Raw genomic sequence first — 26,099 nt, forward strand, 5'->3', positions numbered from 1 at the left:
GTCATGCCGCCTTCTTTTCGCTTTTCGCTTTCGCTTTCAACCACTTTGCCATCTGGTCGCTGACATCGCGGCCGTCGCGGATGCCCCAGACGACCAGGCTGGCGCCGCGCACGATGTCGCCGGCCGCGAAGACGCCCGGCAGGCTGGTCATCATCGTCTGATGATCGACGCGTAGCGTGCCCCAGCGGGTGACGGACAGGTCGGGCGCGCCGAACAGGTGCGGCAGCTCCTCAGGATCGAAGCCGAGCGCCTTGATCACCATGTCGGCGGGCAGGTCGAAGCTGCGGCCCGGATCGGGCTCGGGGCTGCGGCGGCCGCTCGCGTCGGGGGCGCCGAGGCGCATTCCCTGCGCCGCGACCTGTTTCACATGCTTGTCGGCGGTGAAGCTTTCGGGGGCGGAGAGCCAGACGAACTCGACGCCTTCCTCTTCGGCATTGGCGACCTCGCGCTGCGAGCCCGGCATATTCTCGCGGTCGCGGCGATAGAGGCATTTGACCGACTTCGCGCCCTGACGCACCGCGGTGCGGACGCAGTCCATCGCGGTGTCGCCGCCGCCGATCACCACGACATGCTTGTCCTTTGCATTCAGGCGGCCGTCGTCGAAAGCCGGAACCTCGTCGCCGAAGCTCTTGCGGTTCGAGGCGATCAGATAGTCGAGCGCGGCGATCACGCCTTCGGCGCCGCTTCCCGGCACGTTGATCTCGCGCGCCTTGTAGACGCCGGTCGCGATCAGGATCGCGTCGTGCTTCGCGCGAAGCTGGTCGAGCGTCGCATCCTCGCCGACCGCGAAGCCCAGGTGAAAGCGGATGCCGCTTTCCTCCAGCCGCTCGATGCGGCGCATGATGACGTCCTTCTCCAGCTTGAAGCCCGGGATGCCATAGGTGAGTAGCCCGCCGGCGCGGTCGTGCCGGTCGTAGATATGCACCTCATGCCCCTGGACGCGCAGATATTCGGCGGCGGTCAGCCCGGCGGGGCCCGCGCCGACGATGCCGACCGACTGGCCGGTCGGCTTGCCCGCCCGGATCGGCTCGACCCAGCCTTCGGCCCAGGCGGTATCGGTGATATATTTCTCGACGCTGCCGATCGTCACCGCGCCATGGCCCGAAAATTCGATCACGCAATTGCCTTCGCACAGGCGATCCTGCGGGCAGATGCGGCCGCAAATCTCGGGCATCGTCGAGGTCGCGTTGCTGAGCTCATAGGCCTCGCGCAGTCGCCCTTCGGCGGTCAGGCGCAGCCAGTCGGGGATATGATTGTGCAGCGGGCAATGCACCGAGCAATAGGGCACGCCGCATTGCGAGCAGCGCGACGCCTGCGCATCGGCGTCAGGCGCCGCGTAGCGCTCGGCGATCTCGCGGAAATCGCGCGCGCGCTCCTCGGGCGAGCGCTTGTCCGGATAGGATTGGTCACGCCCCACAAATTGGAGCATGCGTTCGGAAGCCATGCAGTATCCCCTTCGTTGCCAAGGGCGATGGCATGGCGTGAATTCGCCTGTCACGACTAAAATCGCAATCAGGACAGTATTACTGACCTTAATTTAGGGAAAATCGACCTCACGGCGGCGGCGTGTAATAATCTTTCGCATATTGGTATCGTTTCGGACCTATCTGACAGCGAGCCACGCCAGCGCCGCCACCCCGACAACGATTCGATACCAGGCGAAGGGTCCGAAGCCATAGCGGGTGACCACCGCCAGGAAGGCCTTGATCACCGCCCAGGCGACGACGAACGACACCAGCGCGCCGACCGCGATCAGCCCGATATCGTTCCGGGTGATCGCGTCGTGATGCTTGGCGAGCTGGAGCACGGTCGCGCCGGTCAGCGTCGGCAGCGCGAGGAAGAAGCTGAATTCGGCGGCGGTCTTGCGGTCGACGCCCAGCGCCATCGCGCCCATGATCGTAGCCCCGGAGCGGCTAACGCCGGGGACCATCGCGAGGCACTGGACGAGGCCGACGATGACCGATTGGCGCACTGACAGCGCCGCGACTCCACCGCTTTCCCGCGGCTTCGCGAAGCGCTCGACGAGCAATATGCCGATGCCGCCGATGATCAGCGCCCAGGCGACGACGGTCGCATTCTCCAGCAGCGCCTCGATCTGGTCGCCGAAGGCGAGCCCGAGCACGACCGCGGGGATGAAGGCCAGCAGCAGGTTGCATACGAAAGCGATGGCTTGCGGGTCGCGCCGGAAGAAGCCGACCGCCATGTCCCAGAAGAGATGCCGGTAAAGGACGACGATCGCCAGGATCGCGCCCGGCTGGATCGCGATGTTGAACACCGCCCATTTCGACGCGTCATAGCCGAGCAGTTCGGTCGCGAGGATCAGATGCCCGGTCGACGAGACGGGAAGAAATTCGGTCAGCCCCTCGACAATGCCGAGGATGATCGCGGTCAGCCAGATGCTCATGGAGTTCCCATATCAAGGTTGCGAGGATGCGAAGGGGCGTCCGACCTTCGCCGGACGCCCCCATCCATCGCTTGACCTACGGGGGGCAGGGCGATTTTGCCAGCGGCGATTTGATGCGGGCGGCCGTCAGGCGGTCTGGGCAAAGCGCCCGTGGCGGCGATATTGCACCAGCCAGCCACCGGCGACCGCGTCGAGTGAGGTCGGAACGATGCCGAACTGGCCAAGCCCGGCGGCGTCCTCCGCCACGACATTGTCCCGCTGGAGCATCAGCCACTGATCCTTGGTGATCGGCGCGCCCGGCGCCCAGCCGAAAGCCGTCGCGATCGCGCCTGACACCGCGTCAGGAAGCTCGACGAACAACCGCTTACGTCCGGTGGCTGACGCGACCCACTGTTGAAGCGCCGCCATCGTCAGCACCTCGGGCCCGCCGAGCTCGAAAATCTTGCCCGCAGCGGTGTCGCCGAGCGCCGCGACGACCGCGTCTGCGACGTCGCCGACATAAGCGGGCTGGAGGCTCGTGTTCGGCGCCATCACCGGAACGACTGGCGCCAGACGGATCAGCGCCGCGAAGCGATTGATGAAATGGTCCTCGCGGCCGAAGAGGATCGACGGGCGCAGGATCGCGGCGGCGGGGAAGGCGGCGCGCACCGCGGCCTCGCCCGCGCCCTTGCTGCGTGCATAGGCCGATGCGCCTTCGGGGTCGGCGCCGATCGCCGAGACGTGAACGAGCGCGCGGACGTCCGCCGCCTTCGCCGCGGCGGCGACATGCCGGGCGCCATCGGCCTGCACCGCCTTCATGTCGTCGAAGCTGCCGGCGAGGTTGATCACCGCGTCGCTGCCCTGGACGGCGCGCGTTACGCTGGCGGCATCGCGGACGTCGGCGGCGACGAACTGCGTCTGGCCGAGCCCGCCGAGCGGCTTGAGAAACAGCGCCTTGCGCGGCTCGCACTCGGCGACGCGCACCCGCGCGCCGCGCGCGAGTAACCGCTGCACGACATAGCGGCCGAGGAAGCCGCTGCCGCCGAAAACGGTGATCAACTGTCCGTCGAGCTTCTGCATGATGTCCGCCTGTATCCGATTCTCTAAAGCCGCCGGGGCGGCATCCAGGCGCTTCCCATGCCGCGAAGCGGCGCGGCGGGCAAGGGGCAGGGCGCCGCCGCGCGCGCGAAACCGTCGATTGCCGATAAAATATGCCTCGATATGCGCAGCGCGGTTGACAAGCCGAGCACGGCGCCGCTAAGCGCCCGCTCCTACCCCGTGCCCAGATGGCGGAATTGGTAGACGCACCAGCTTCAGGTGCTGGCGATCGCAAGGTCGTGGAGGTTCGAGTCCTCTTCTGGGCACCATTTACCCTTCTCAGGGCAATCGACAAAATCCCGGAAATCTGTTAGTTTTCCGTGGGTTTTGTTCCGAATTATCCGAGGGTGTCTCACACAATCTCACTCCGAAACGGGCCATCAAAAAAGCCATAATGGCCCGTCTTTTTGGAGTGAGTTTTGCTCGATGGCCCGTTCGCCTCGAGCGCTGTGATTGGTGCCGGTCCTAACCCTTTTAAAGGAGTTGAGCCGTGCCTCTTAGCGATGTTCAAATCAGGTCCCTCAAGCCGCGGGATCGCGTCTACAAAGTCTCCGACGCCCACAGCCTCTACATTGAGGTGCACCCGACCGGTGCGCGCCTGTGGCGGTTCAAATACACCATGCATGGAAAGCAGAAGCGCATTGCGCTTGGCGCCTATCCGAATGTCGGCCTCGCCGAAGCCCGACGCAAGCGCGACGAGGCCAAGCTGAAGATCCATGAGGGGACCGATCCGCTCGCGGAACGCAAGCGTCACAAGCTCGTCGGCAAGTTCAAGGCCTCGAATTGTTTCGGCGATCTCGCCGAGGAATATATCGAGATGGTCACCAAGGAAGGCCGGAGCGAAGCGACGATTGAGAAGACGAAGTGGCTTCTCGAAAAGCTTAGGCCGATCGCGGGCACGCCCATCGCGGACCTGCAAGCCGTCGATCTCTTCGCGGTGCTCAAGAAAATCGAGGCCCAAGGGCACTTCGAGACGGCGCGTCGCTGCCGTTCCTTTGCGAGCCGTGTGTTTCGCTATGCCGCCGCTTCGGGACGAGCGGACTCCGATCCGACAACGCTTCTGCGCGGTGCGCTGATTGCACCGAGGCCGAAGCACCACGCCGCGCTCGTCGAGCCGGAGGAGGTAGGTGGGTTCCTTCGCGCGCTAGACGGATACTCGGGCTATCCGATCACCTTGCTCGCCTGCAAGATGTTGCCGCACGTCATGGCGAGGCCCGGCGAGCTGCGGCTCGCGCGCTGGGCCGAGTTCGATTTCGAGAAGGCCGTCTGGACTGTCCCGCCGGAGCGCATGAAGATGCGGCGGCCCCACTATGTCCCGTTGTCGCGGCAGGTGATCGCCCTTTTAGAAGAGCTGCGGCCCTATGTCGGCGGCAAGGATTATGTCTTTCCGGCGTTCCACACGTGGAAGCGACCGCTCAGCGAGAATACGATGAATGCGGCCTATCGCCGTATGGGCTACGGGCCGCGGGATTTGACGTCCCATGGATTTCGCGCGACGGCCTCGTCGCTTCTCAACCAGTGCGGCAAGTGGAACCCCGATGCTATCGAGCGGTCGCTCGCGCATGCCGACAACAATCAGATCCGCCGCATCTATAACCGGACGCCCTATTGGGAGGAGCGGGTACGGATGCACCAATGGTGGAGCGACTATCTGGATGCGCTGCGCAGCGATGATGAAGCGGCGATCACTGCCTTGCTGGAGGACTGACCGTGGATCGGAAAGAGGAGATGATGGAGACATCGTCGGACGCGCAGAGCCGCGTGCTGTCCGAGGCTGTGGCGCGCGTTGCTGCGATCTGGAGCATCGGTGACGAATTGCTTGGAGAGATCCTCGGCATAGCGGGCAATCGCGCAACGGACTTGCGTAACGGGACATTCCGACTCGCTCGACCCGAACCGGCCTTTCGGGCCGGTCAATATCTCGTGCGGCTGTTTGACAGCCTGAACCGAGAGTTAGGCAGCGATGAAGCTGTGGTTTCCTGGCTGCACTGCGAGAACCTTGATCTCGGTGGCCGGCCGATCGAGTTGATCCGATCAACCTCAGGTTTGAGCACTCTGACGGATTATGTCGATGGCCTCCACTTGGGATAGCTTAAAGGGCGGTTAGGTTTGATGTCCTCTGTCCGCGGACGGAGGACATCAGAGCCGCGGGTGATTTGCTCATGCTGTCTGGTCGGAATAGCGCGCACGACGTCTTGCGCGCTCCTCGGGGGTGTCGAACAAAGCCATTCTCTCCTTGCGCCGGGCGAACTGCTCCGAAATTTGAGCCTCGATGGCGAGTATGGATCTGGCTTGAGGACCATTTTTGCAAAATTGGCACTCAGATTGAAGAATGCTCTGCTCCCAGGCCTCCAGCCGCTCGACCTCTACTCTCGCTCCGTCGAGATCCCGGCGGATGCTAGCGCAGGAGTGTCCCTCCGCGATAAGCTTGCGTCGAAGATTTCGATCGGCGTTGAGCACCCTGATTGCGATCTGGCAGCCGCGCATTCTCGACTTTACCGCATCGCGCTCGGACCTCGCGCCGTCGAGAGATGCTTGGGCAGTTTCTCGCCTTTGATGTGCAGACCTCAGGTCCGCTTTGCTGAATGAGAAAAACCGATGGTTAGGAATTTCCTTTCCATGTTTGCCATAAAGAGGAAGTCGCGAATTAGCTCGTCGGTGCCAGCGGTCGATGTCATGCTTCGCCTCGGCGACGTCCCCGCGGGCCTGTTCGATGGCTTCCACAACGAGTGAGAGTTCGTGTCTCACGAGATTCAGGGTCTGAAGTTTCGCTTTGATTTTGGCGGGGTAGTCCGTCTGGAACACCGACAGCTCATGAGTGAGACGAGATTGTTGTCGCCGCCCCGCATCCAGTTCAGCGCGCGCGGCACGAATTTTCTGGCCGAACAATCGCTCGCGCTCGACGGCGAGTTCCGCCCGTGCGTCAGCCAGGCTATTCTCCAACTCGTCAGTCGCGTAGTCGATCGCGGCTTGTGAGGCCGCAACTTGCCGTGCACGCCCATCGTGGATCATGAAAAAGAAGTCGTCGGCAAGTGATCGGAACCTCTTTCGGAGCTGGTTGATCACCGCCGAGCTACACCGTTTTTCATATCCGTCCGATCAAGGTTCGTACGCCCTATCGCAGAAGGCCAGCGAGCATCGAGACGCCCTTCGAAGAGTGTTCAGTCGGCATTCGATTTCCGAACATCTGCCCGACCACATCTCGCAACCCCTCCACATCACCGTTGGAGATCGCCGCTTCGCCTTCGCGGGAGAGACGATCGTGCAGGCCCTTGTCGAGCGCGGAGAACCGCTCGTCACGGAGGTTTTCGAAGACGGCCGCAATGAAGGCGGGTTGTTGAAATAGGGCGCGTTGAAAGATCGCGTGCGCCTGTTCGACGAGGTCTCTGGCCTTCTTCCAATTGCCGTTGCTGAGTTCTTCGCGAGCCGAATGTAGCAGGATGGAAAGGCGCTGGGCCGTTTCTGCCTCGATTTTGTCGATGAGGTCGGCCGCACCTTCCTCGATCCGGTCGATCTCTTCGAGCAGAATTGCTTTGCGATGCTCAGGTGCATCACCAAGCCTGGCCAGCTCCTGTTGGACGTGTAGCGCTTCTTCTGTCACCGAACGCCGGGCTTCGGCGTCAGTGGAATTGTCGAGGAGATCCTGCTGGCGCGCGAGCCTCCGCTCCATTCGGTCCAGCTCAGGCGACGCGCCGAGAGCGGACCTCGCGTGAGAGAGGGCTTCCTGCGCTTCGTTCAGCTTCTTGGACGCGAGTTGCCCTCCCTCGTCACCGTCGAAGCGTTCGTGGTTTGCTTGCGGGACATAGAAGCTCTTATTGTCCAGATGAATTCCAAGGTCCGGAATAGCAATTTCGCAATTGATCAAACCATTGTCATCCATGCTCCAATGGATCTCGACGCTGGAACCCGCAACCAACGTGTCGCCTTGATCAAGGATGTCGTCTGCGTGAACGCGAAAAACGCCAACGGACAGGTTCAGCAGGGGGTCGCCGACACCCTCTGCATGATTGAACAATTCAACGTCGAAATGGGAGGACACGCCACCGGTCAACGTTTCTCGAAGACGATAGGACGACGTGCCTTTGACCGGTAGCGGCGTGCCTTTCGAAATGAGTGGCACGAGAATGTTGCGGCGCTCGGACGCAGGGCCGTCCGCGACCTTGACCGAGACGGTTTGAGTTGCGTGGATGGCGGCCGCAGTCGCTGCCGATCTGTGAAATTCTATGGTTTGGGTGGCACATGCGGGACGGCCGTCCTGATCGGTAATGGACAACTGGAATTGATGAGCGCCGAGGTGTGGGAGAGGAAGGCTGAGCGAGGCACTGCCGTCGAAGTTGACGATTCCGCTATCGAAGCCTTGTGGCCCTGTAATTTGATAGCGATAAGTCTGGCCGCGCGTGTCGGAGGTGATACGCAACCGCGCATTTTCGTCCGACGTTCGCGCCGTGAATGCCAGATTCAGTTCAAGCTTTCCGGTGACCGCTATGGTTCCGCGTGCGCTTTTCCTTTGCCCCGTCGGACTTCCCCAATCGCGACTCTCTGCGAAGATTGCGGCGCCTCTCGCAACGGCTGTCATCGGATCGGTTTTATGGTCCGCTGGAATCCCCAGTTCGCGGCTCACCGTCTCGCGTATGACCGGCATTTTTGACGGTCCGCCAATGAAAACGATCCGGTCGATGTCATCTTGGCTCAACCCATTGTCCGTCAGTATCTTACGGCACAATGCAATCGAGTCACTAACCTGGTCCGCGATCAGCCCTTCAAGCTGAGCGCGCGTGACCTCGACTTCGGCGTATATCTCGGCGCCGGATTCGTCGGTGGTTCGCGCATCCTCTTCGCTCAGGAAGACAATAGCTTTGTCGCGGGTAGATAGCTCGATTTTGGCCATCTCGACCTTCATTCGCAGGATACCAAACATCCGCCGATATTCGGGACGAACCGAGGCGTCGGCGGGCAGGTCAAATTTGCCCGCGAGCCATGGGCGCACGATGGAATCCAAAATGCTCCGGTCGAAGTCACGGCCACCAAGCATATTGATGCCTTCGTGCGCTATCACATTGACGGCCCCGCCGCTGGCTTCAACCAACGCAACGTCGAAAGTGCCGCCGCCGAGATCGTAAACGAGAAAGCGGCCATCACGCCGTGACGCACCTTCCAGGGCGGCCATGGCCGCAGCCACGGGTTCCTGAAGCAATCCGACGCGTGGCAACCCTGCCTCCCTGGCAGCACGGATCGTCGCCTCTGACTGCATCTGGTTGAAGGCTGCGGGGATCGTGATAATCGCGCCTTCCACCTCGACCGAGCCGGCTTCGGCCGTCGTCTGCCGAATGAGCTGTCGGATAATCTCCGAGCTTGCTTCTTCAGGAGTGAGCGTTTTTTCCGCGCCCTTTAGCTCGATCGTACTCGATGTCCCCATGAGCCGCTTGAAACCCTGCGCGACGTTTTCCGGCGAGAGCTCCGCTTGTGCCTGAGCGCGGGTTCCCACGGACATATGACCGCGCCGGTCGAAGTGGAGCATGCTCGACAGCACATCTTTCCCGTCGTCCGTTTTGAAGAGCCGGATACCGCCGCTATCGATACCGACTATCGCCGAATTTGAGGTTCCAAGATCAATCCCGAGGTACATGGTCGTCCGCCTTCTTAATCGCCACCCGTGCCGAATGAACTACTTGTCCCTTATAGATAATCGCCGGTTCGATGGCTTTGTCGACAATTAAAGAATCCGCATCAGCGAACTCTTCGTGATTGATCGCCACGGCCGGAATTTGGGGGCCAAATGGCTGGCCCTCGAAAGTGGCGAGCTCGATTTCAAGAGCCGCGAGATGCTGCGTAAGCCTGCCCGACGAGAAACGGAGCTGCGCCGCGAACCGTTCGCTCCTGCCCTCAGGGAGGCTTTCGGATACTCGCTCGCAACTGCGCAGCAACTTCCAGTAGTCCGAAGCCAGGTTCGCCCAGGTTTCGACATCATTGTCCATCAGTGCCACTTTCTTCGAGTGCATCAACCGCATCCCCGAACGTCGGCGTACCGGGATTCGAGGGCGCAAAGGATTGTGCGGGCGGAGTAATTGGCGTCGGCGAGGGGGCTCGCCCAACCAGCTCGATGCCTTCTTGCCGTAGCCGGTCCGATTCAACGGCAATTTCGCCGTCGACGACCGACTTGTCTCTTTGATCGTAATTGAAGCGACCACATCGGCTAATGAAGTCCGAGACCTCCGAATTGAAGCGGTTTTGCTGTGGATATGAGCTTACGGCCGTTCGCGCTGCCTCTAGCCGTTCGGTCTGCTTGAGACAGTAGCGAAGTTCCGATATCGAGAGCGATGCCGTTGAATAAGGGGCAGGGGGTGTCTCCATGCCGTCATCTGACGTAGCGGTGGCTTCGCTCGGATAGGATGATTGCTCGTCCGTAGCCTGGGCTGCCTCGTCGACGAAAGCGTCCTCCGAACTCGCGTAGGCAGCCTCGTCGGCAACGCTGTCTGCTTTGCTTCCGGAATTGCTGTAGATTGCAACGACGGCAATGAGGCCAATGATACCCCAGGTTACGAACGAGCTGGTGCGGGCGGAGCTGATTTTCTCGTCGATTTGTCGTTGTATTTGGATGAAACGCGCCCGCTCCTCGGGGTCGTCGCTCTCGGTAAGGATCGCGCAGTGAAGCTTCGCATCCTTCAACCTTCCGGATTTGAGTGCCTCCGCCAAGCGAATGGATGCCGTCGTCCGCTCAAGCGTGTTGCGATCTCGGCGCAGAGCGGCCCCTAGTTCTTTCGGCAGCCTATCGACTACCAGAAACAGGTAGTCGAGAATGATGGTCGCTCCATCGCAATCCTCCTGCTCATTGTGGAGGGCGATCGACAGGGACCGAACGATGCGCACGGCACCGGCTATGACATTCTGATCTCTCTGATTATCGACGATCTCTCCGTACAGGCGTCGTATCGTTCCGATCGGATCAGGAGAATTAACGGTGAAGCCTGACCGTGCCAGTGTAGCGCTAATCTTGCTCAAATTCGCTTCCGCTGCATCAACTGCGGCAGCCAATGGCATGAGGATTGATGCGACCCGATGATCCTGTTCGAGCGAAACCAATGCCTCGACATCCGTCGCCAGCTGCGCCGCGGCGGTTGGGAGCTCGGCGAAGAGCTTTTGAGCCAGTTCGCTCAGACGCAGTGCATCCGAAGGACGCTCACGCTCATTGGCTAATGTGAGCACGGCCCTTCGAATGACCTTGTACAGGCGTTGGGAGTGAACTTCATCGGCGCCAAGATGCTCATCCGCCCGTTGCAGCGGCTGGGCAACCTTGTCCCAATCAATCAATCTTCGTTCGATCTCCGGGAAAGCTTCGCGACCCGAAAGGTCCTCGACATACTCGTCCAGCAATGAGGAAATCGCCGATGTTTCGTTCTCGAGCGTAGTCGAGACGGAACGTTCATATTGCGCTAGAAGGGCGATAGCCAGCCGGTCCTGGCGAAGTGTGCTGGCGGCGCATCTCACTTCGATAATGCGAAGGACCTCAGCGGCAGGGGCGTCAAAACGTTTGAAGGCTGCAATTGCTGTTTCTGCATGCTGCTCGGTGATTGTCTTGAGTTCGCTGCCAAGATCGGCACGGGAAACAGTACCGAAGCCGGAAACCGATCTCTCCTCCTCGACGGTTCGGTGAAGATCCCCTTCGTCGATCTCCTCGTGAGCCGCCAGAAGTTGATCCACAATTTCTCGGGCACCTTCTTTGCTAGTTGCGAGAGATGCGGCCTCTGCCAAGAGGTTCGCCTGGGCAATGCCATCGGCATTTTTGGCAGCTTGCTCGAATTCCGTCGAAGATTGGAAGCTTAGTGCCTTGCGCGCATCGCTCGGTCGCATCCCCAGAAGGTAGGCCAGTTCGGCCGACAAACGGTCTCGCGGCGTGAAAAGGGCTTGCCGCGCCATATCGAGCTTGCGCTCGTCGTCAGGGGTCTCGGCATCGAGAAGCGCATCTTGGTGAGCGTCGTTAATCTCGCTTCGCCGCGATCTGGGGCTGACGCCGAGTATTGCAAAAGGATTATCTGAAAATCGTGGCGCCGTCACAAGCTTCTCTGATCTACCGAACTGACGAGAGTGCGGGAGCAGCTTGAATTGTCCGCTCTCAAGTCGGCGCGCTGTTGCGTGCCCTTCCTGAGAGTCGTGACTGCGTCATTCTCCCCCCGGTGTTCTAATCGCCGGTCGTCGGGAACGGATCAATTCTTTTTTCCGGGCATGAGGGTCGCGGGCAGCATTGCGAGCCGCAAGAACCATCTCGGTCCACGCCATCTAAGTCATTGAATTATGGGGTCGATGGTGCGCTTACAGGACTCGAACCTGTGACCCCATCATTACGAATGATGTGCTCTACCAACTGAGCTAAAGCGGCAACGAGGGGCGCCTCTACCAGCGTGCCGGGGCGAAGACAAGCATCGTCGCGCAGAATCTGATTCCGAGAATATCTTCCGCCTGTCGGTGCAGTCGCGTGGCTGCTTTGGCCGGGATACAACGCATTTTCCTTTTGAAAATAGGCTTCTGGCATCGGGCGCCGCTCCGCACCCCATTTCAGGAGCTTTTCAAACGTGCCCACAATATTGGCAGAACGACCATCCCCTATATCCGCCAGTGACGAAGCGGAGACCGTCCTTCGGCCCAAATTGAAGCGTGGACCCAAGCCGAAGCCGATTGTCGAATACCCCGAGCCGTCGGCCGAGGACTGGACCGATCCACCGACTTTCCCGGAAGCGCTCTCGCTGCACATGATGCGGCACGGCGACAGCTGCAATCATCTCCATCGCGCCATCATTCGTCCCGGCGACAAAATCGACCGCAAGACGATCCAGACCTGGGCTGTCGGTGCAAAATCGCCAGGGACCGTAGAAAGCCTCGCCGTCCTAGAACGAATCGAGCGGCGCTATCGGCTGCCGACGGGCTATTTCCACGCGAAGCTGGACCGGAGCGGCCGAGCCGCTGCGCGGCCTGCTATTGCGAAACTTACGACCGCCGAGCGTCGGCGGCTTGCCTGGCACCTTCCGAGCGATTTCTCGAAACGCCCCAAGCGCGAGCGCGAGGAGATATTGGCGTGGGTGCGCTCGGTGATCATCGAGGGCGCCACAGATTATCGGCGCTTCCAGCGCGAAGCGACGCAACAGCGCTTCTCGCTTCGTTTTCCGGGAATCCTTGGTGATGGCCGTGTTCGAGGCGGCGGCGGCTCCGTTAAGGATGATCCGGACGAGGGAACGGAATTGGCGTGCCGGGATGCACCTTTGCATCTCCAGCAAGAAGTCGGCCGCCTCATCGCGTTCAAGACCTCAACCCTGGCTCCGTCGGGGCTTCTACGGCAGGGGATGTGGGGCGAAGAGACTGCATCGCAGAAACTCGAGCATCTCGGGTTGCTCTTCGGCGCGCTGCGGTCGCCGGCCGGCGGCGAGATCAAGGGGCTCGGCGTTCCTATCGATCGGCTGTGCCTCGCCATGCTTCTCTTCCCGTCTCTTTGGGACTGGTATCTCCATTGGCGCGAAGATCGCCGCGGTTTCTACACGAGCTGGGAAATCAACATGCTCGATTTCGCGCTCTCGCTTGCGAGAGACAAGACGGGCTGGATGCGGCAGCACTCTGACCTCGCAGATGCGCTGCAACCCGTTGAAGGTTTGATTTCAGCTGCGGAAGTCGAAGAGGCGCGGCGGGACTGGGATGCGGTCTGTGACCGCTTCACCATTTATGCGCTGAACCGAAAGAAGGACGTCCAGCGCGTCGCGAAGGTTCATCGCGATCCCTTCGAGCCCATATTGCCCATCCTTGAAGCTGAGAGCCCCGTCGGCGAATATCGCAAGATCACCGAGGAGATACTGGACCGGCTGCCGAGTGCGCGTCGCTATCCGAAAGCGGCGGCCGAGGCCGTGCGCGCCTTTCTGATGCTGCGCTTCGGACTGCATCTTGGCCTGCGGCAAAAGAACCTGCGCCAGCTTCGCTTCTGCGTCCGGGGCGGGCACCACAGCAGCGAGAAGCAGCTTGAAAAGCTGAAGTGCGGTGAACTGCGATGGAATGAGCTTTCCGGCGGTTGGGAGGTCTTCATTCCGGCGGTTGCCTTCAAGAATGCGTCCTCGTCCTTCTTCAGCCGGAAGCCTTACCGCCTGCTGCTGCCCGATCTTGGGCGACTCTATGAGTTCATCGATCTCTACCTCGAGCGCGATCGGCAAATTCTGCTTGGGCGCGTTGAGGATCCGAAGACCTTCTTCGTGAAGTCGGCGAAGCTGACCACGAAGAATGCCGCTTATAGTCAGGTCGGCTTCTACGACGCTTGGCGCCTGACGATCTGACGTGCTCCCCTGATTGTTACCAGTCAGAGGTAGAGTCCGGCTCCTTCATGATGGTTGATTGATGGGATGGCAATGGTCCTGGGGGCATGCCCCCAGGACCATTGGCCGGCGATCTCGGCGGGTGTTTGCCCGCCCAGTTTCGAGTGCGGCCTGACGTGATTATAATCGTATCGCCAAGCCATGAGCACGAAGCGGGCATGCGCCAGCGACGTGAACAGGGTCTCGTTGAGGCATTCGTCACGCAGGCGTCCGTTGAAGCTTTCAACGAAGCCGTTCTGCATCGGCTTCCCCGGCGCGATATAATGCCATTCGACCTGACGCTCCTGCGACCAGCGCAGGATCGCCGACGAGGTCAGTTCGGTGCCGTTGTCGCTGACGACCATGTGAGGCTTCCCCCGCAGGCCGATCAGCGTCGTCAGTTCCCGGGCAACGCGGATGCCCGACAGCGACGTATCGGCCACCAGCGCCAGACATTCCCGCGTAAAGTCATCGACGATGCACAGGATGCGGAACCGCCGACCGCACACCAGGCTGTCCGACACGAAGTCGAGCGACCACCGCTGGTTCGGACCCTGCGGCAGTGCCATCGGCGCCCGCGTGCCCAGGGCCCGCTTGCGGCCACCACGGCGGCGGACCCGCAGTCCCTCCTCACGATAGATGCGCAGCAGCTTCTTGTGGTTCGGGCGCATGCCCTCCCGCGCCAGAAGATACCCCAGACGACGATAGCCGAACCGGCGGCGCTCGGCCGCCAGCTCGCGCAGGCGTTGCCGCAGAGCACCGTCATCCGGCCTCGTTGGCTCATATCTGATCACCCGGCGGCTCACGCCGACCAGGCTGCACGCCCGACGCTCGCTCAGCCCGTGATGGTCACGAGCATATGCGACGGCTTCCCGCTTGGCGCCGGGCGTCACCATTTTTTTGATGTCAGATCCTTCAGCACCGCATTGTCGAGCATCGCCTCGGCCAGAAGCTTCTTCAGCTTCGCATTCTCGTCCTCAAGCGCCCGAAGCCGCCGCGCCTCCGACACGTCCAGACCCCCGAACTTGGCCTTATACTTGTAGAAGGTCGCCGAGCTGATCCCATGACGGCGGCATACATCCGCCGTCGGCATCCCCGCCTCTTGCTCCTTCAATATCGCGATGATCTGCTCTTCGCTGAACCTGCTTCGCTTCATTCTGTCCGACTCCTTCGTGTCGGACTCTACTCAAAATCGGTCACATTTCAGGGGAGCACGTCAGATCCAGCGCTATGGCATCTATAATCCTTATACCGGCCGCGGCGCGATCAAGGGCCTACTTCCGCACGGCCCGCACAATGTGCGCGATGTGTTGGCAACGCACGTTCTCAAGAAGACCGGCTCCTACGAGCAAGCGGGCTATGCCATCCAGGACAGCCCGGAAATTGTCGCGAAGCATTACGGTCGATTTTTCCCGCATGACAAATCGGCGTTAGCAGCGGTGGTTCTCAATCAGGCCTGGGAGACCTGAAAAGGACAGAGCCGAAAGCAAGTTGAGCGCGGCCTCAAATGAGCGCGCACTGGCTGCGGCAGGCTGCCGCCAGAGGTCGCGCGTTTGCTTGGGTTGCCGCGCTGCGCTCTTGGCTCGCTGGTCTTGGCGGGGCTGCGGCTAAGCACATCTGCGCGCGCACGCCGCCCCGCCTGCGGCTTCGGCCAAGGGCGCGTCCGTTGTCCGATGAGGACGCCGCGCTGACCGCACGGCGGCGTTGTTTTGAGCCGGCCACGGACAGCGTGTCGTTCGGCGCTCGGCTATGGGACCGCTCGGCCGTCGCGCAAGCCGGGCGTTGCCCGGCTCTTCCACTTCGTTGCAGCCCTTTGGGTGCGCGCCGTCCTTTGGCGCGATCCCGTCGCCTTTTCTCGCCGCCCGCCCCGCCGTCCGGGGCCGGGTGTGGTTGAAGAGAGAAGGAAGTAAGTCATGAAGCTTGATTTCATTGAACTGGGTAACCTGTCCATCGCAGCCGCCAATATGCGCCGGAAGGGGAAAGACCCCGACGTCGCAGACCTTATGCCGAGCATCCGCGCGCGGGGCGTGCTCGTTCCGCTGCTGGTGCGTCCGAACTGTGCGGATGGACATTACGAGATCGTCGCGGGGCGTCGGCGTTTTACCGCCGTCGGCGCAGTGGCGCGTGAGGGTGGGGCGGTACGGCCCATTCCCTGCGCCATTCTCGACGAGGGCGATGATGCCGATGCGCTCGAAGCGTCGATGCTCGAAAATCTCGCGCGGGTGCAGCCCGACGAGGTCAGCCAGTGGGAAGCGTTCGTCGCGCTTGTGAAGGCGGGGCGGTCGGTCGAGGAGGTCGCGGACCGTTTCGGGTTCGAGCCGGGCGCGGTGAAGCGCATCCTTGCGCTTGGCAATCTGCTCCCGCGCATCCGCACCCTCTATCGCGGCGGCGAGATTGATGCGGGCACCGTCCGGCATCTGACCCTTGCATCGAAGAGCCAGCAGAAGTCATGGCTCGCGCTGTTCGACGGTGAAGGCGCCTATTGTCCGACCGGCCATCAACTGAAAGCATGGCTGTTCGGCGGCACGGCTATCGCGGTCAAGCATGCCCTGTTCGATGCCGAGGAAGCAAAGCTTGCAGTCGTGTCTGACCTGTTCGGCGAGGACAGCTTCTTTGCCGACGCCGATGGCTTCTGGTCGGCGCAGAACGCCGCCATCGAGGCGCGCAAGGCGGAGTATCTCGAAGCCGGATGGTCAGATGTTTCCGTCATGGCGCGGGGCGACTGGTTCCGCTCGTGGGATTACACTCATGCGGGCAAGCGCAAGGGCGGCCGCATCTATGTCGAGGTTCGCGAGAGCGGCGAGGTGACTTTCCACGAGGGGTTTGTCACCACCAAAGAAGCGAAGCGGCTTTCGGGCGGAGGTGGGAGCGAGGACGGGGATGCCCTTACCGCCAAGCCCGTTCGTGCCGAAGTGTCGGGTCCGCTCAATGCCTATATCGACCTCCACCGCCATGCGGCGGTGCGCGCCGATCTGGCAGGGCATGGCGGCGTCGCGCTGCGGGCGATGCTCGCGCATGTCATCGCGGGGGCCGACCTCTGGCGCGTCGATGTCGAGGGCCAACGGGCGCCAAAGGAGGATATTGCCGAGAGCGTCGAGACGTCTTCCGCAGAAACTGCATTCGACCTCAAGCGCCGTGCTGTGCTCGCGGTGCTCGGGTTCGACGAGGACGCACCGACCGTCACGGGAAGGCCAATGAACCGTCCCCCTTTTGCCCCGCTGTTCGCGCGGCTGCTGGACCTTCCCGATCCGGTGGTGCTGGAGATTGTGGCGATCGTCATGGGGGAGACGTTGCAGGCAGGAAGCGAGGCGGTGGAGATGATCGGGCTCCATCTCGGCACGGACATGCGCCAGCACTGGTCGGCGGACGGGGCCTTCTTCGACCAGCTTCGCGACCGCGAAGTTCTGCTCGCCATCGTCGGCGAGGTTGCGGGACCGGAGGTCGCCGCAGCGAACGCCGGTGAGAAGGGCAAGGCGTTGAAGGCCATCGTCTCCGATTGCCTTGAAGGGTCAAACGGTCGGACGAAGGCTCAACCGTGGGTGCCGCAATGGATGGCGTTTCCGCCTTCGGCCTATACGACGCGGGGCGGGGTCGGCAGCGTCAAATCGGCGCGGCGAGTCGCGCACGAGCTTGCGGCTCCGGCAGCGTCCGAACCCGATGCAGAAGACGGACAGCCTTTGGCAGCATGAGAAGACGGCGGGCGGCTTTGGTCGCCCGCCTTATTTTTCTGCGGGCGCAAAATGACGCGCCGGCCTTGTTGGCCGGCGCGGCGCTCATGACTTGGGCGCGCCGCCGCCGCAAGCGGCGACGGCCCGCGGTTCAGCCAAAGAAAGAGGCGACGCGAAGTTGCCTTCGCGCCGCCCATACGAGGATGCTGCATCCTTCGCCCCTCCATCCTGACTTGCCGGGGTCGCTAATCGCCAAGCCCGGACGGAAGTTGGCGAGCCCGATAATATCGTTTCTGACCCAGGGATTGTACGAAAACGCCAAATCGCATGCCCTGGACATGGTTTCTTGCCGCGCGGTATGAGCCGATAGGAAGACGGACTGCCACTCGGGCGCGGCCGCTCTGATCGTAGCCACAGTTCGCGGTTAGATCGCATTTCTCACTCAAGTTTCGTTTGATCGTTCACGCGGATAGCGCGGGCACGCTCCACCTGGTCTGCAGGACCATCCCGGCGACGGGCGATGTGACCTGAACCGGCGCGGCGTCCCGCGAAAGCGCGGCGGCGCGATTATTTCCCCGCGTGCTGCGCACGCTCCTCGCGGCCGCTTCGCTTCAAATAATCGCGCCGCCGCACTCCTCCGCTTCGCTTCGGCCCTTCGGGTTCCCGGCACGCCTTACGCGCCGGTTCCTGGTCCGCCCCATGCCGCAGGGATGGTCCCGCGGTACTTCAAGGAGACGACCAATGGCAGCTATCGGCTTTGTGAACGGCACCATCGAAACGGGTTTCGTGGGCCAACTCAAGACCCTCTCGATCCGCGCAGCGATCGAAATCCGGACCAACCGCTCGAAGAGCGGCGACGTCCAGCCCGACTACCGGGTCTGGTCCGAAGGCGTCGAGATCGGTGCCGGCTGGATCCGCGTCGGACAGCAATCGGGCGAACCCTATGTCTCGCTGAGCCTCGCCGCTCCCGAGTTCGGGCCGCGCCGCCTCTATGCGAACCTCGGCCGCGCGGCCGGGCAGGACGGCGAGGATGGCTACGCCCTCATCTGGAACCCCGCCGACTGAGGCGGACTTCCACCCGCGCCGCGGATGCGGCGCGGGGCTTTGCCGTGTCTGGCCTTCAGGCAGCGTCGCGATAGCGCTCAAGGTCGGCGAGCGTGAACGAAACCGGATTGCGGAGCCAGAGCTCGACTTCGCCGACGCGCCAGCCGCAGCAGCGCTCGGCGAGCTTGTGCTGCGGCGGGAAGGTGCCGGCGGCGATCTTGCGATACAGTGTGGCGCGGCTGAGCCCGGTGAGATCGAGGACTTCGGTAAGCCGCATGAGACGGAGGGGAGATTGATATGCCATGCGATTTTTCTCCATATGTCGGGGGATCATATTGCGACGGGAGATCATAGAAGGGGATCGGGGCTGCCTTCGTCAACACCGCAGAAACCCGCCCTTTTTGCTATCGCAAGATGGCGTAGGGCCGTGGGCATCCATGGGCGTCCGTGGAGGTTCGCGGGCTGTATTGGCGTAGCTCGAACTTTTTTTCTCACAGCGTCTCGCAGATGACACCGCCCGAAGGGAAATGAGGCCGTCGGCGACGGCCGCGCTCAAAATGTCGCGCCGTAACCGGCGCGGGGATGATCTGATTCGCGTGGGACGAGGGCGCCGCTGGCGCGCATTCGGTCGCCGCGTTGCGGCGGCGTAGATGTCCCGGCGCTGCGGGGACGGAGGTGGGCGTCACTCGCCTTAGCCCCGCCCGGTCGGGCCGCAACCCTGCGGGTCCTCCTCTTCGTTTCGGTCCTTCGGATGCAGCCCGCCCGATGATGCGGGTCTGCCGGCTCCTTCCTGCCGCCCACCTCCGCCCCCTTCCGGGCCGGGGTGCGGTGGCTGGAAGGAGCAAGGATATGCGCAAGGAAAGAATCGAACGGGCGAGCCTCTATTCGGAGGTCACCAACCGGATCATCGTGGAGCTCGAAGAAGGGCGGCTGCCATGGGTGCAGCCTTGGGACAGCGCGGCATGTGGATGCACCATGCCGCAAAATGCCGGAACCGCGCGGCGCTATACCGGCATTAATGTCCTGATCCTGTGGGCCGAGGTTGTCGCCAAGGGCTATGCGTCGCAGCGCTGGCTAACTTACCGGCAGGCCGAAGCCGCAGGCGGCAATGTCCGGCGCGGCGAGAAGGGCACGGTCATCTGCTATGCCGATCGCTTCACGCCCAAGGCGGAAGCCGAAGCCGCGCGCGGCGACGAACGCGAAGCGCGGCAGGTGGCGTTCCTCAAGCGCTTCGTCGTGTTCAATGTTGATCAATGTGAGGGACTGCCCGAGGCCTATATCACGCCGATGGTCAGTCCCGATCCGGTGATTGCCATCGGCGCGGCCGACGCGCTGATCGCCGCGAGCGGCGCGCGCTTCCAGATTGGCGGCGGTGAAGCCTTTTACAGCCCGAGCCATGATTTTGTGGCTGTGCCGCCGCAGGCGGCGTTTCATGAGCCGATCAACTGGTATCGGACGGCGCTGCATGAGCTTGGTCATTGGACCGGTCACGGCAGCCGTCTGGACCGCGACCAGAAGGGCGGGTTCGGATCGGACAGCTACGCGAAGGAGGAACTTGTCGCCGAGATAGCGTCGGCGTTCACCTGTGCGTCGCTCGGCATCGCGCCGACCGTTCGTCATTCCGACTATATCGCGTCATGGCTGTCGGTGCTGCGCGACGACGAAAAGGCAATCATCCGCGCCGCCAGTCAGGCGAGCAAGGCAGCTGACTTTCTATTGGCCTTTGCGGGAGCGGACCAATGAGCGCGCGCATGAACCGCGAGGACCGGCTGCGCCTGTGGCGCGCCGAGCGCGCCGTCGACCGGATGGAGGAAATGGACCGCAAGGTCTTCCTTGCCATCCGTGTCGAGGAATTGAGCTATTCGGAAATCGCACAGCGCTTCGGCATCACCGTCGCCGATGTCGAATGGCATTTTGCCGGAAGCCTTCGCGTCCTCATGGTCGCAATGGACGAAAAGGATCCATGGTGGTGGCGTTTCCGGCTGTGAGGAGCGCGCGAAGGCCGGATGGCGCTTGCCATCCGGCCTTCGCAATTACAGGGTGATAACAATGAGAACCGATCTCGATCATCTTCCCGCGAACAAGCAGCGCGAACTCGAGCGCGTGAAGCAGATCATCTTCGAAGAGTTCGCCGACAGCATCGCGCTCGCGACGATGAGCTGGAAGAAGAAGGGCCGGATCGACAAGATCATCCTGTACGGCAGCTATGCGCGCGGCGGCTGGGTCGACGAGCCGCACACCGCCAAGGGCTATCGTTCCGACTTCGATCTGCTGATCATCGTCAGCGACAAGCGCCTCACCGACAAGGTCGAGTTTTGGCCCAAGATCGAGGATCGCTTGGACCGCGAGCTGGCGATCGACAAGACGCTGCACACGCCCGTCAACCTCATTATTCACACCATGCAGGAAGTGAACGACGGGCTCGCGCATGGCCGCTATTTCTTCATGGACATCGCGAAGGACGGCATCGCCCTCTACGAATATGACGACAAGGAATTGCACAAGCCCAAGCCGAAGACGCCCGATGAGGCGCTCGACATGGCGCAGGAGTATTTTGACGAGTGGATACCCGGCGCAGCGAGTTTCCTAAAAGGGTACCGCTTCTATTTGGAAGAACGAGACTGGAAGAAAGCGGCGTTTCTTCTACATCAGGGCACGGAGAGCCTCTATCACGGCGTTCTTCTGGTCTGCACCTTCTATACGCCGCATGTCCACAATCTGGGCTTTCTGCGTACCCAGGCAGAACGCCTTGATATGCGGCTCGTCGATGTTTGGCCGCGCGAACTGAAATCGGATCGCAGGCACTTCGAGAAGCTCAAGGAAGCCTATGTGAAGGCGCGCTACTCGAAGCACTACCGCATCACCGAAGAGGAATTGCGCTGGCTTGGGGCGCGCGTCGAAGAACTCGGGCGGGTCGTGCATGCCATTTGTTCGGAGCGGCTCGAACAGCTTCGCCGCACGGCTGGGCGACTGCCGCCAGAATAGCGCGGCATGATTTATTACATTTGCGAGAACTACGTCATTTGTCCGAAAGGGAATGTGGCGCTAAGGAACAACCGAAGTGGTTAGACCTCGAAGGAAAACGCAAATGGAAGATGCCGAAACGCTGGTCACGCTGACCGCCGATATTGTCGCCGCCCACGTCAGCAACAACAGCGTCGCGATTTCGGACATCCCGCTTGTCATCCGTTCAGTGCATGAAGCGCTGTCCGGTCTGTCTTCCAAGGTTGAGCCCGAACCCGAGCCGCAGCAGCCTGCCGTGTCGGTCCGCGCGTCGATCAAACCCGATTATATTGTCTGTCTCGAAGACGGCAAAAAGCTCAAGATGATGCGCCGCCATTTGATGACGCATTATGGCATGACGCCTGAAGATTACCGCGCGAAATGGAACCTGCCGAAGGATTATCCGATGGTCGCGCCCAACTATGCCGAAACGCGCCGTGCACTTGCGAAGCAGATTGGTCTCGGCACCAAGGGGCGCGGCGGGGGCCGTAAGCCCGCAACGCACGGCCGCGCCAAAGCGAAATAGCGCTCGCTACTGCCCGCGATAGGGCTCGCACGCGGTCCCGTCATTGTCTGCATCGAGGTCATCGCGATAGCCCGGCTCGCTCCGATAAATCGGTGCCGAGCCAGCTGCGCGCGCGTCGTCGCAGCGTCGCCAATAATCACCCTCTTTCGGTGCGCGCGCACGAGCCATTCCGGTCGCTACCGCCGCGTCACTCGCCGCCGACATTAATTGCGTGCGTCCTTCGGGGGTGGTCGCGGCGGAGCCTAGGCCGACGACCGCGCCGACCACCCCTGCGCCGACGAGAAAATTGACGGCCGAATTCTTCGGCCGGCGTCTCCTTTTATGCTGCTGCCATTGCCGTGCCATGCCCGGATCATGACAGCCGAAGGTAAATCTCCAGTAAGGGAGCCTTACAGGTCGGTCGCTGCTGCATCGAAGGCGCGCTGCCCGCGCCGTCGCCAGAGCAGCAATTGCTGCTCGCGCGCTTCGCTGCGTAGCGTTGCCGCCGCCTCGACGAGCAGGCCGAGCAGGACCGCGCGATCGTCACCGGTCAGCTCAACGAGGTCGGCCTTGGCGATGAGCCCGCCCAGCTCGATCAGCTGGCGCGTGCGCTCGCGGCGCTTCACCTGCCACGCCCGCGTGTCATGCCGCGCCCGCTTCGCCTGCAGGCGGTTGCGGGCTTGGACCGCTCGCCGCTGCGCCGCCCGCGTTGCGGTGAGCGCCTTTGCGAGCGCGGGCGCCGTCGCCACGAAAGAAGGCCGCGCCGCTCTTGCGCCACGCCTCCTTCCGCGCCGGGTCGGCGCCGACGGCGTCGATCAGCGCGCCCGCGAGCTGTTCGATCGACATGGCGTCGGCGCCGATTGCCATGACCAGCTCCCCGAGCTGGCTTTGCTTCTTCGTCTTGAGCGCCTTCGTCTTGTCGATGAGGGCCTGGAGTTCGGCGTCGAAATCGCGTGGTTTACGCATCGTCTGTCCTTCCATGTTAATGGGGTCGGACGAACCAGCTATGCCGAGTCTCAACGTCGTTCAAGTAGCTGAAATCTCGTGAGAAGCTGTGATCCCGAGCGCGATGAAATCGTGTGAGGGCGCGCTTATACGTCGTGCCGACGTGCTCGTTTTGCTGTAAATGGTACGGCGCTATGGCGCTTTACCATTTCTCCGCAAAAGTCATTTCGCGCGCCGCCGGCAGCAGCGCGGTCGCCGCCGCCGCCTATCGGTCGGCCGACCGGCTGCACGACGAGCGGCTCGGTCGCAGCCATGATTTTTCGAACAAGACTGGGGTCGTTCACAGCGAGGTGATGCTGCCCGAGGGCGCTGGTGAGGGATGGCGCAACCGCGAGCAGCTCTGGAATGATATCGAAGCTGTCGAAATCCGCAAGGACGCGCAGCTCGCCCGCGAGATTGAGTTCGCGATTCCGCGCGAAATGACCCAGGAACAGGGCATCGAGCTGGCTCGTGATTTTGTGGCTGCCGAGTTCGTTGAGCGCGGCATGATCGCCGATCTCAATGTCCATTGGGACATCGGCGCCGACGGCCTCGGGAAGCCGCACGCGCATGTCATGCTGACGATGCGCGAGATTCGCTTCGGTGAGGATGGCAGCGCGGAGTTCGGCGCGAAGGTTCGCGACTGGAACCGCACCGAGCTGCTGACCCACTGGCGCGAGGCCTGGGCCGACCACGTGAATGAACGCCTGGCATCGCTCGACATCGACGCGCGCATCGATCATCGCACGCTGGAAGCGCAAGGCATCGACCTCGAACCGCAGCACAAGATCGGCCCGGCGGCGTCGCGCATGGCTGCCGACGGACTGGAGGCCGACCGGCTCACCGAGCATATCGAGATCGCCCGGGCGAACGGTGAGAAGATCCTCGCCGATCCCGGCATCGCGCTCGACGCGATCACGCATCGCCAGGCGACGTTCACCAACCGCGACCTCGCGATGTTCGTGCACCGGCACAGCGACGGCAAGGAGCAGTTCGATGCCGTGATGTCGGCGGTCAAATCTTCTCCCGACTTGGTGGCGCTCGGCAAGGACGGGCGGGGCGATGATCGGTTCACGTCGCGATCGATGATCGAGACGGAAGAACGGTTGGAACGGGCAACCGCCACGCTCGACGCGCGGCGTAATCACGCTGTCTTCGACCGCCATCGCGAACGGGCGCTGGAGCGCGCGCTTGATCGCGGTTTGCAGCTTTCCCCGGAGCAGCGCGGCGCACTCGAACATGTTACATCGGCACGCGGCGTCAGCAACGTGATCGGCTATGCCGGAACGGGCAAGAGTGCGCTGCTCGGCGTTGCCCGCGAGGCATGGGAAGGGGCGGGTTACGCGGTGCAGGGCGCCGCGCTCTCGGGCATTGCAGCCGAAGGTCTCGAGAGTGGCTCGGGGATCGGCTCGCGCACGCTCGCAAGCTTGGAACATCAATGGGCGAATGATCGTGAGCGGCTGACCGACAAACATATTCTCGTCATCGACGAGGCGGGGATGGTCGGCACGCGTCAGCTCGAACGCGTCGTATCCGAGGCGGCGAAGCAGGGCGCGAAGGTCGTTCTCGTCGGCGACCCTGAACAGCTGCAGGCGATCGAGGCCGGCGCGGCGTTCCGCGCCGCGGCCGAACGTCATGGTGCCGTCGAGATCATGGATATCCGACGGCAGCAGGAGGACTGGCAGCGCGAGGCGACGCGCGAACTTGCCACCGGGCGGACCGGCGAGGCGATCGGGCGTTATGCTGAGGCCGGCTTTGTGCATGTCGCCGACACGCGCGAGACCGCGCGGGTGGAACTGGTCGATGCCTGGGATCGCGATCGTCAGGCCTATCCGGAAGCCAGCCGCATCATCCTCACCCACACCAATGACGAGGTTCGTGAGCTCAACGAGGCGGTGCGTGAGCGGCTGAAAGCGGGCGGGACGCTGGGCAATGAGGTTAAGCTCGCTGTCGAGCGTGGCGAGCGAAGCTTTGCGACAGGCGATCGCATCATGTTCCTCAAGAATGAACGTGACCTCGGCGTGAAGAACGGTTCGCTCGGCGCGGTGCAGTCTGCAAATCCGACCAGCATGGTGGTGACGCTCGACGATGGGCGACGCGTGGCGTTCGATCTGAAGGACTATGCCCATGTCGATCATGGCTATGCGGCGACGATCCACAAGGCGCAGGGCATGACCGTCGATCGGGTGCAGCTGCTCGCGACGCCGGGAATGGACAGGCATGGTGCCTATGTGGCGATGTCGCGGCATCGCGAGGCTGTCGACGTCCATTATGGCAAGGATGACTTCGCCAGCCAGTCCAAACTCGTTCGCACCCTCAGCCGCGAGCGCGGCAAGGACATGGCGAGCGATTACCGGTCCAGGAATATCGGGACCGAGCCGCCGCCGAAGGCGGCCGAACCGAAGCGGAGCATGTTCGCGGGCCTGAAGCTCAAGCGCACGGTCTCTGCCGCATCCCTCGGCAAAGCGGCTCCCGCGCAACCACAGCCCGAACGCACCCGCAATATTCGCGTCAGCGCGCGGGGGCTGGGCCCGGCGGCCGATCGCAGCGCGCTCGACAAAGCAGTCGAGCGCTATGCTCGCGCGCAGCGCGAGATCGATGGCATGCATGCCAAGGGGCTGTCGCCGGTCATCCACCAGCAGAAAAGCCTCAATGCGGCTGCGCGCGACATCGACGCTCTTCGCACCGACGGGGCGAGGGATTTTGCCACCGCGCTGCGCAATGATCCGTCGCTCACCGCGGAGGCGGCGAGCGGCTGCACACAGCGTGCTTTGGAAGCGATGCGCTCCGAGGCGAAACTGCGTCTCGACGCACCGGCCCGGGCGGATCGCTTCGTTGCCGAATGGCAGGCGAGCGCCAAGAAGCTTCGGGAGCATAAGGCGAACTATGACGATGTCGGTGCCAAGCGTGTTGGAGCTCATCTCAATGACATGGCAAAAAGCCTGCACCGCGACCCGCAGCTCGAGTCGTTGCTCCGAAATCGTGCTCACGAGCTAGGCGTGAAATCGCTTGAGAAACAATCGGTGTCTCAGGCGCTCCAGGAGTATCTCCGCCCCTCGCGTTCCCTCGGCATGGGGCTTTAGGGTGTCGCC

General features: G+C 62.4%; 23 protein-coding genes and 2 tRNA genes. 12 read left to right on the forward strand and 13 right to left on the reverse strand.

From position 1 onward, the window contains the following. Position 1: 1 nt before the first annotated feature. The 3 genes from NP825_RS05450 to NP825_RS05460 all read right to left on the reverse strand — a co-directional run bounded on the left by NP825_RS05450 (position 2) and on the right by NP825_RS05460 (position 3,463). Positions 2-1,444, reverse strand: coding sequence for an NAD(P)-dependent oxidoreductase (locus tag NP825_RS05450; RefSeq protein WP_257549163.1), 1,443 nt, complete (start codon positions 1,442-1,444; stop codon positions 2-4). Between the two features lie 159 nt (positions 1,445-1,603). After that, positions 1,604-2,404: an undecaprenyl-diphosphate phosphatase gene (locus tag NP825_RS05455; protein ID WP_257549165.1), complete on the reverse strand. Its 801-nt coding sequence runs from the start codon at positions 2,402-2,404 to the stop codon at positions 1,604-1,606. 126 nt (positions 2,405-2,530) lie between these two features. Beyond that, positions 2,531-3,463, reverse strand: a complete 933-nt coding sequence (locus tag NP825_RS05460) for a complex I NDUFA9 subunit family protein (protein WP_257549167.1) — start codon at positions 3,461-3,463, stop codon at positions 2,531-2,533. Between the two features lie 200 nt (positions 3,464-3,663). Here NP825_RS05460 and NP825_RS05465 point away from each other — a divergent pair. The 3 genes from NP825_RS05465 to NP825_RS05475 all read left to right on the forward strand — a co-directional run bounded on the left by NP825_RS05465 (position 3,664) and on the right by NP825_RS05475 (position 5,572). Then, positions 3,664-3,750, forward strand: a tRNA-Leu gene (locus NP825_RS05465). A gap of 221 nt (positions 3,751-3,971) precedes the next feature. Beyond that, on the forward strand, positions 3,972-5,189 hold the full coding sequence (locus tag NP825_RS05470) for an integrase arm-type DNA-binding domain-containing protein (protein ID WP_257549169.1): 1,218 nt from the start codon (positions 3,972-3,974) through the stop codon (positions 5,187-5,189). Between the two features lie 20 nt (positions 5,190-5,209). Beyond that, a complete protein-coding gene (locus NP825_RS05475; protein ID WP_257549171.1) occupies positions 5,210-5,572 on the forward strand; it encodes an MbcA/ParS/Xre antitoxin family protein in 363 nt (120 codons plus the stop codon). 69 nt (positions 5,573-5,641) lie between these two features. On the opposite strand, the gene NP825_RS05480 is transcribed toward NP825_RS05475, so the two are convergent. From NP825_RS05480 to NP825_RS05500, 5 genes are all read right to left on the reverse strand, one after another. After that, entirely contained in the window at positions 5,642-6,547 is a 906-nt protein-coding gene (locus tag NP825_RS05480; protein ID WP_257549173.1) for a hypothetical protein, read from the reverse strand. Between the two features lie 49 nt (positions 6,548-6,596). Continuing rightward, positions 6,597-9,107, reverse strand: a complete 2,511-nt coding sequence (locus NP825_RS05485; RefSeq protein WP_257549175.1) for an Hsp70 family protein — start codon at positions 9,105-9,107, stop codon at positions 6,597-6,599. Beyond that, positions 9,091-9,456 (reverse strand): hypothetical protein, encoded by a 366-nt coding sequence (locus NP825_RS05490; protein WP_257549177.1) that lies wholly within the window; start codon positions 9,454-9,456, stop codon positions 9,091-9,093. Before NP825_RS05490 ends, NP825_RS05485 begins: the two co-directional genes overlap by 17 nt. Continuing rightward, complete coding sequence (locus NP825_RS05495; protein ID WP_257549178.1) at positions 9,446-11,533, reverse strand: hypothetical protein; 2,088 nt, start codon at positions 11,531-11,533, stop codon at positions 9,446-9,448. The genes NP825_RS05490 and NP825_RS05495 overlap by 11 nt, the downstream gene beginning before the upstream one ends. Before the next feature lie 247 nt (positions 11,534-11,780). Continuing rightward, positions 11,781-11,855: transfer RNA gene (locus NP825_RS05500), tRNA-Thr, on the reverse strand. 205 nt (positions 11,856-12,060) lie between these two features. On the opposite strand from NP825_RS05500, the gene NP825_RS05505 reads away from it, so the two are divergent. Next, a complete protein-coding gene (locus NP825_RS05505; protein ID WP_257549179.1) occupies positions 12,061-13,785 on the forward strand; it encodes a hypothetical protein in 1,725 nt (574 codons plus the stop codon). 23 nt (positions 13,786-13,808) lie between these two features. Here NP825_RS05505 and NP825_RS05510 read toward each other — a convergent pair. Beyond that, a protein-coding gene (locus NP825_RS05510; protein WP_257549180.1) for an IS3 family transposase occupies positions 13,809-14,959 on the reverse strand; the annotation gives its coding sequence in 2 pieces (ribosomal slippage) (positions 13,809-14,707 and positions 14,707-14,959; 1,152 coding nt in all). Here NP825_RS05510 and NP825_RS05515 point away from each other — a divergent pair. The 3 genes from NP825_RS05515 to NP825_RS05525 all read left to right on the forward strand — a co-directional run bounded on the left by NP825_RS05515 (position 14,925) and on the right by NP825_RS05525 (position 18,536). Further along, positions 14,925-15,272, forward strand: a complete 348-nt coding sequence (locus NP825_RS05515; protein WP_257549181.1) for a hypothetical protein — start codon at positions 14,925-14,927, stop codon at positions 15,270-15,272. The genes NP825_RS05510 and NP825_RS05515 overlap by 35 nt on opposite strands. Before the next feature lie 444 nt (positions 15,273-15,716). Continuing rightward, the gene (locus NP825_RS05520; protein WP_257549182.1) at positions 15,717-17,492 is read left to right on the forward strand and encodes a ParB/RepB/Spo0J family partition protein; all 1,776 of its coding nucleotides are present in this window, start codon (positions 15,717-15,719) and stop codon (positions 17,490-17,492) included. Between the two features lie 720 nt (positions 17,493-18,212). Continuing rightward, on the forward strand, positions 18,213-18,536 hold the full coding sequence (locus NP825_RS05525) for a DUF736 family protein (protein ID WP_058453987.1): 324 nt from the start codon (positions 18,213-18,215) through the stop codon (positions 18,534-18,536). A gap of 55 nt (positions 18,537-18,591) precedes the next feature. Here NP825_RS05525 and NP825_RS05530 read toward each other — a convergent pair whose 3' ends face one another. Then, complete coding sequence (locus tag NP825_RS05530) at positions 18,592-18,819, reverse strand: AlpA family transcriptional regulator (RefSeq protein WP_257549186.1); 228 nt, start codon at positions 18,817-18,819, stop codon at positions 18,592-18,594. A 545-nt stretch (positions 18,820-19,364) separates the two neighbouring features. Here NP825_RS05530 and NP825_RS05535 point away from each other — a divergent pair. From NP825_RS05535 to NP825_RS05550, 4 genes are all read left to right on the forward strand, one after another. Continuing rightward, positions 19,365-20,258 carry an ArdC family protein gene (locus tag NP825_RS05535; RefSeq protein ID WP_257549188.1) on the forward strand — a complete coding sequence of 298 codons (894 nt, stop codon included), beginning with the start codon at positions 19,365-19,367 and terminating at the stop codon, positions 20,256-20,258. Beyond that, on the forward strand, positions 20,255-20,503 hold the full coding sequence (locus NP825_RS05540) for a sigma-70 region 4 domain-containing protein (RefSeq protein WP_257549190.1): 249 nt from the start codon (positions 20,255-20,257) through the stop codon (positions 20,501-20,503). The genes NP825_RS05535 and NP825_RS05540 overlap by 4 nt, the downstream gene beginning before the upstream one ends. Positions 20,504-20,564: 61 nt before the next feature. Next, positions 20,565-21,500: a HEPN domain-containing protein gene (locus NP825_RS05545; protein ID WP_058802009.1), complete on the forward strand. Its 936-nt coding sequence runs from the start codon at positions 20,565-20,567 to the stop codon at positions 21,498-21,500. Between the two features lie 103 nt (positions 21,501-21,603). Beyond that, positions 21,604-22,044, forward strand: coding sequence for a MucR family transcriptional regulator (locus NP825_RS05550; protein ID WP_058802008.1), 441 nt, complete (start codon positions 21,604-21,606; stop codon positions 22,042-22,044). 6 nt (positions 22,045-22,050) lie between these two features. On the opposite strand, the gene NP825_RS05555 is transcribed toward NP825_RS05550, so the two are convergent. Genes NP825_RS05555 through NP825_RS05565 form a run of 3 tightly spaced genes read right to left on the reverse strand, consistent with a single transcriptional unit; the run spans position 22,051 to position 22,989 of the window. Further along, positions 22,051-22,389 (reverse strand): excalibur calcium-binding domain-containing protein, encoded by a 339-nt coding sequence (locus tag NP825_RS05555; protein WP_257549192.1) that lies wholly within the window; start codon positions 22,387-22,389, stop codon positions 22,051-22,053. Between the two features lie 44 nt (positions 22,390-22,433). Next, on the reverse strand, positions 22,434-22,649 hold the full coding sequence (locus tag NP825_RS05560) for a conjugal transfer protein TraD (RefSeq protein WP_058802007.1): 216 nt from the start codon (positions 22,647-22,649) through the stop codon (positions 22,434-22,436). Positions 22,650-22,665: 16 nt separating this feature from the next. Continuing rightward, complete coding sequence (locus NP825_RS05565; protein WP_257549195.1) at positions 22,666-22,989, reverse strand: conjugal transfer protein TraD; 324 nt, start codon at positions 22,987-22,989, stop codon at positions 22,666-22,668. Positions 22,990-23,162: 173 nt separating this feature from the next. Here NP825_RS05565 and traA point away from each other — a divergent pair, with 173 nt between their 5' ends. After that, the gene (gene traA, locus NP825_RS05570; RefSeq protein ID WP_257549197.1) at positions 23,163-26,090 is read left to right on the forward strand and encodes a Ti-type conjugative transfer relaxase TraA; all 2,928 of its coding nucleotides are present in this window, start codon (positions 23,163-23,165) and stop codon (positions 26,088-26,090) included. Positions 26,091-26,099 lie beyond the last annotated feature (9 nt).

Origin of the sequence: Sphingopyxis sp. DBS4 (genome assembly GCF_024628865.1) — a bacterium.
In the GTDB taxonomy this organism is placed as follows: Bacteria; Pseudomonadota; Alphaproteobacteria; order Sphingomonadales; family Sphingomonadaceae; genus Sphingopyxis.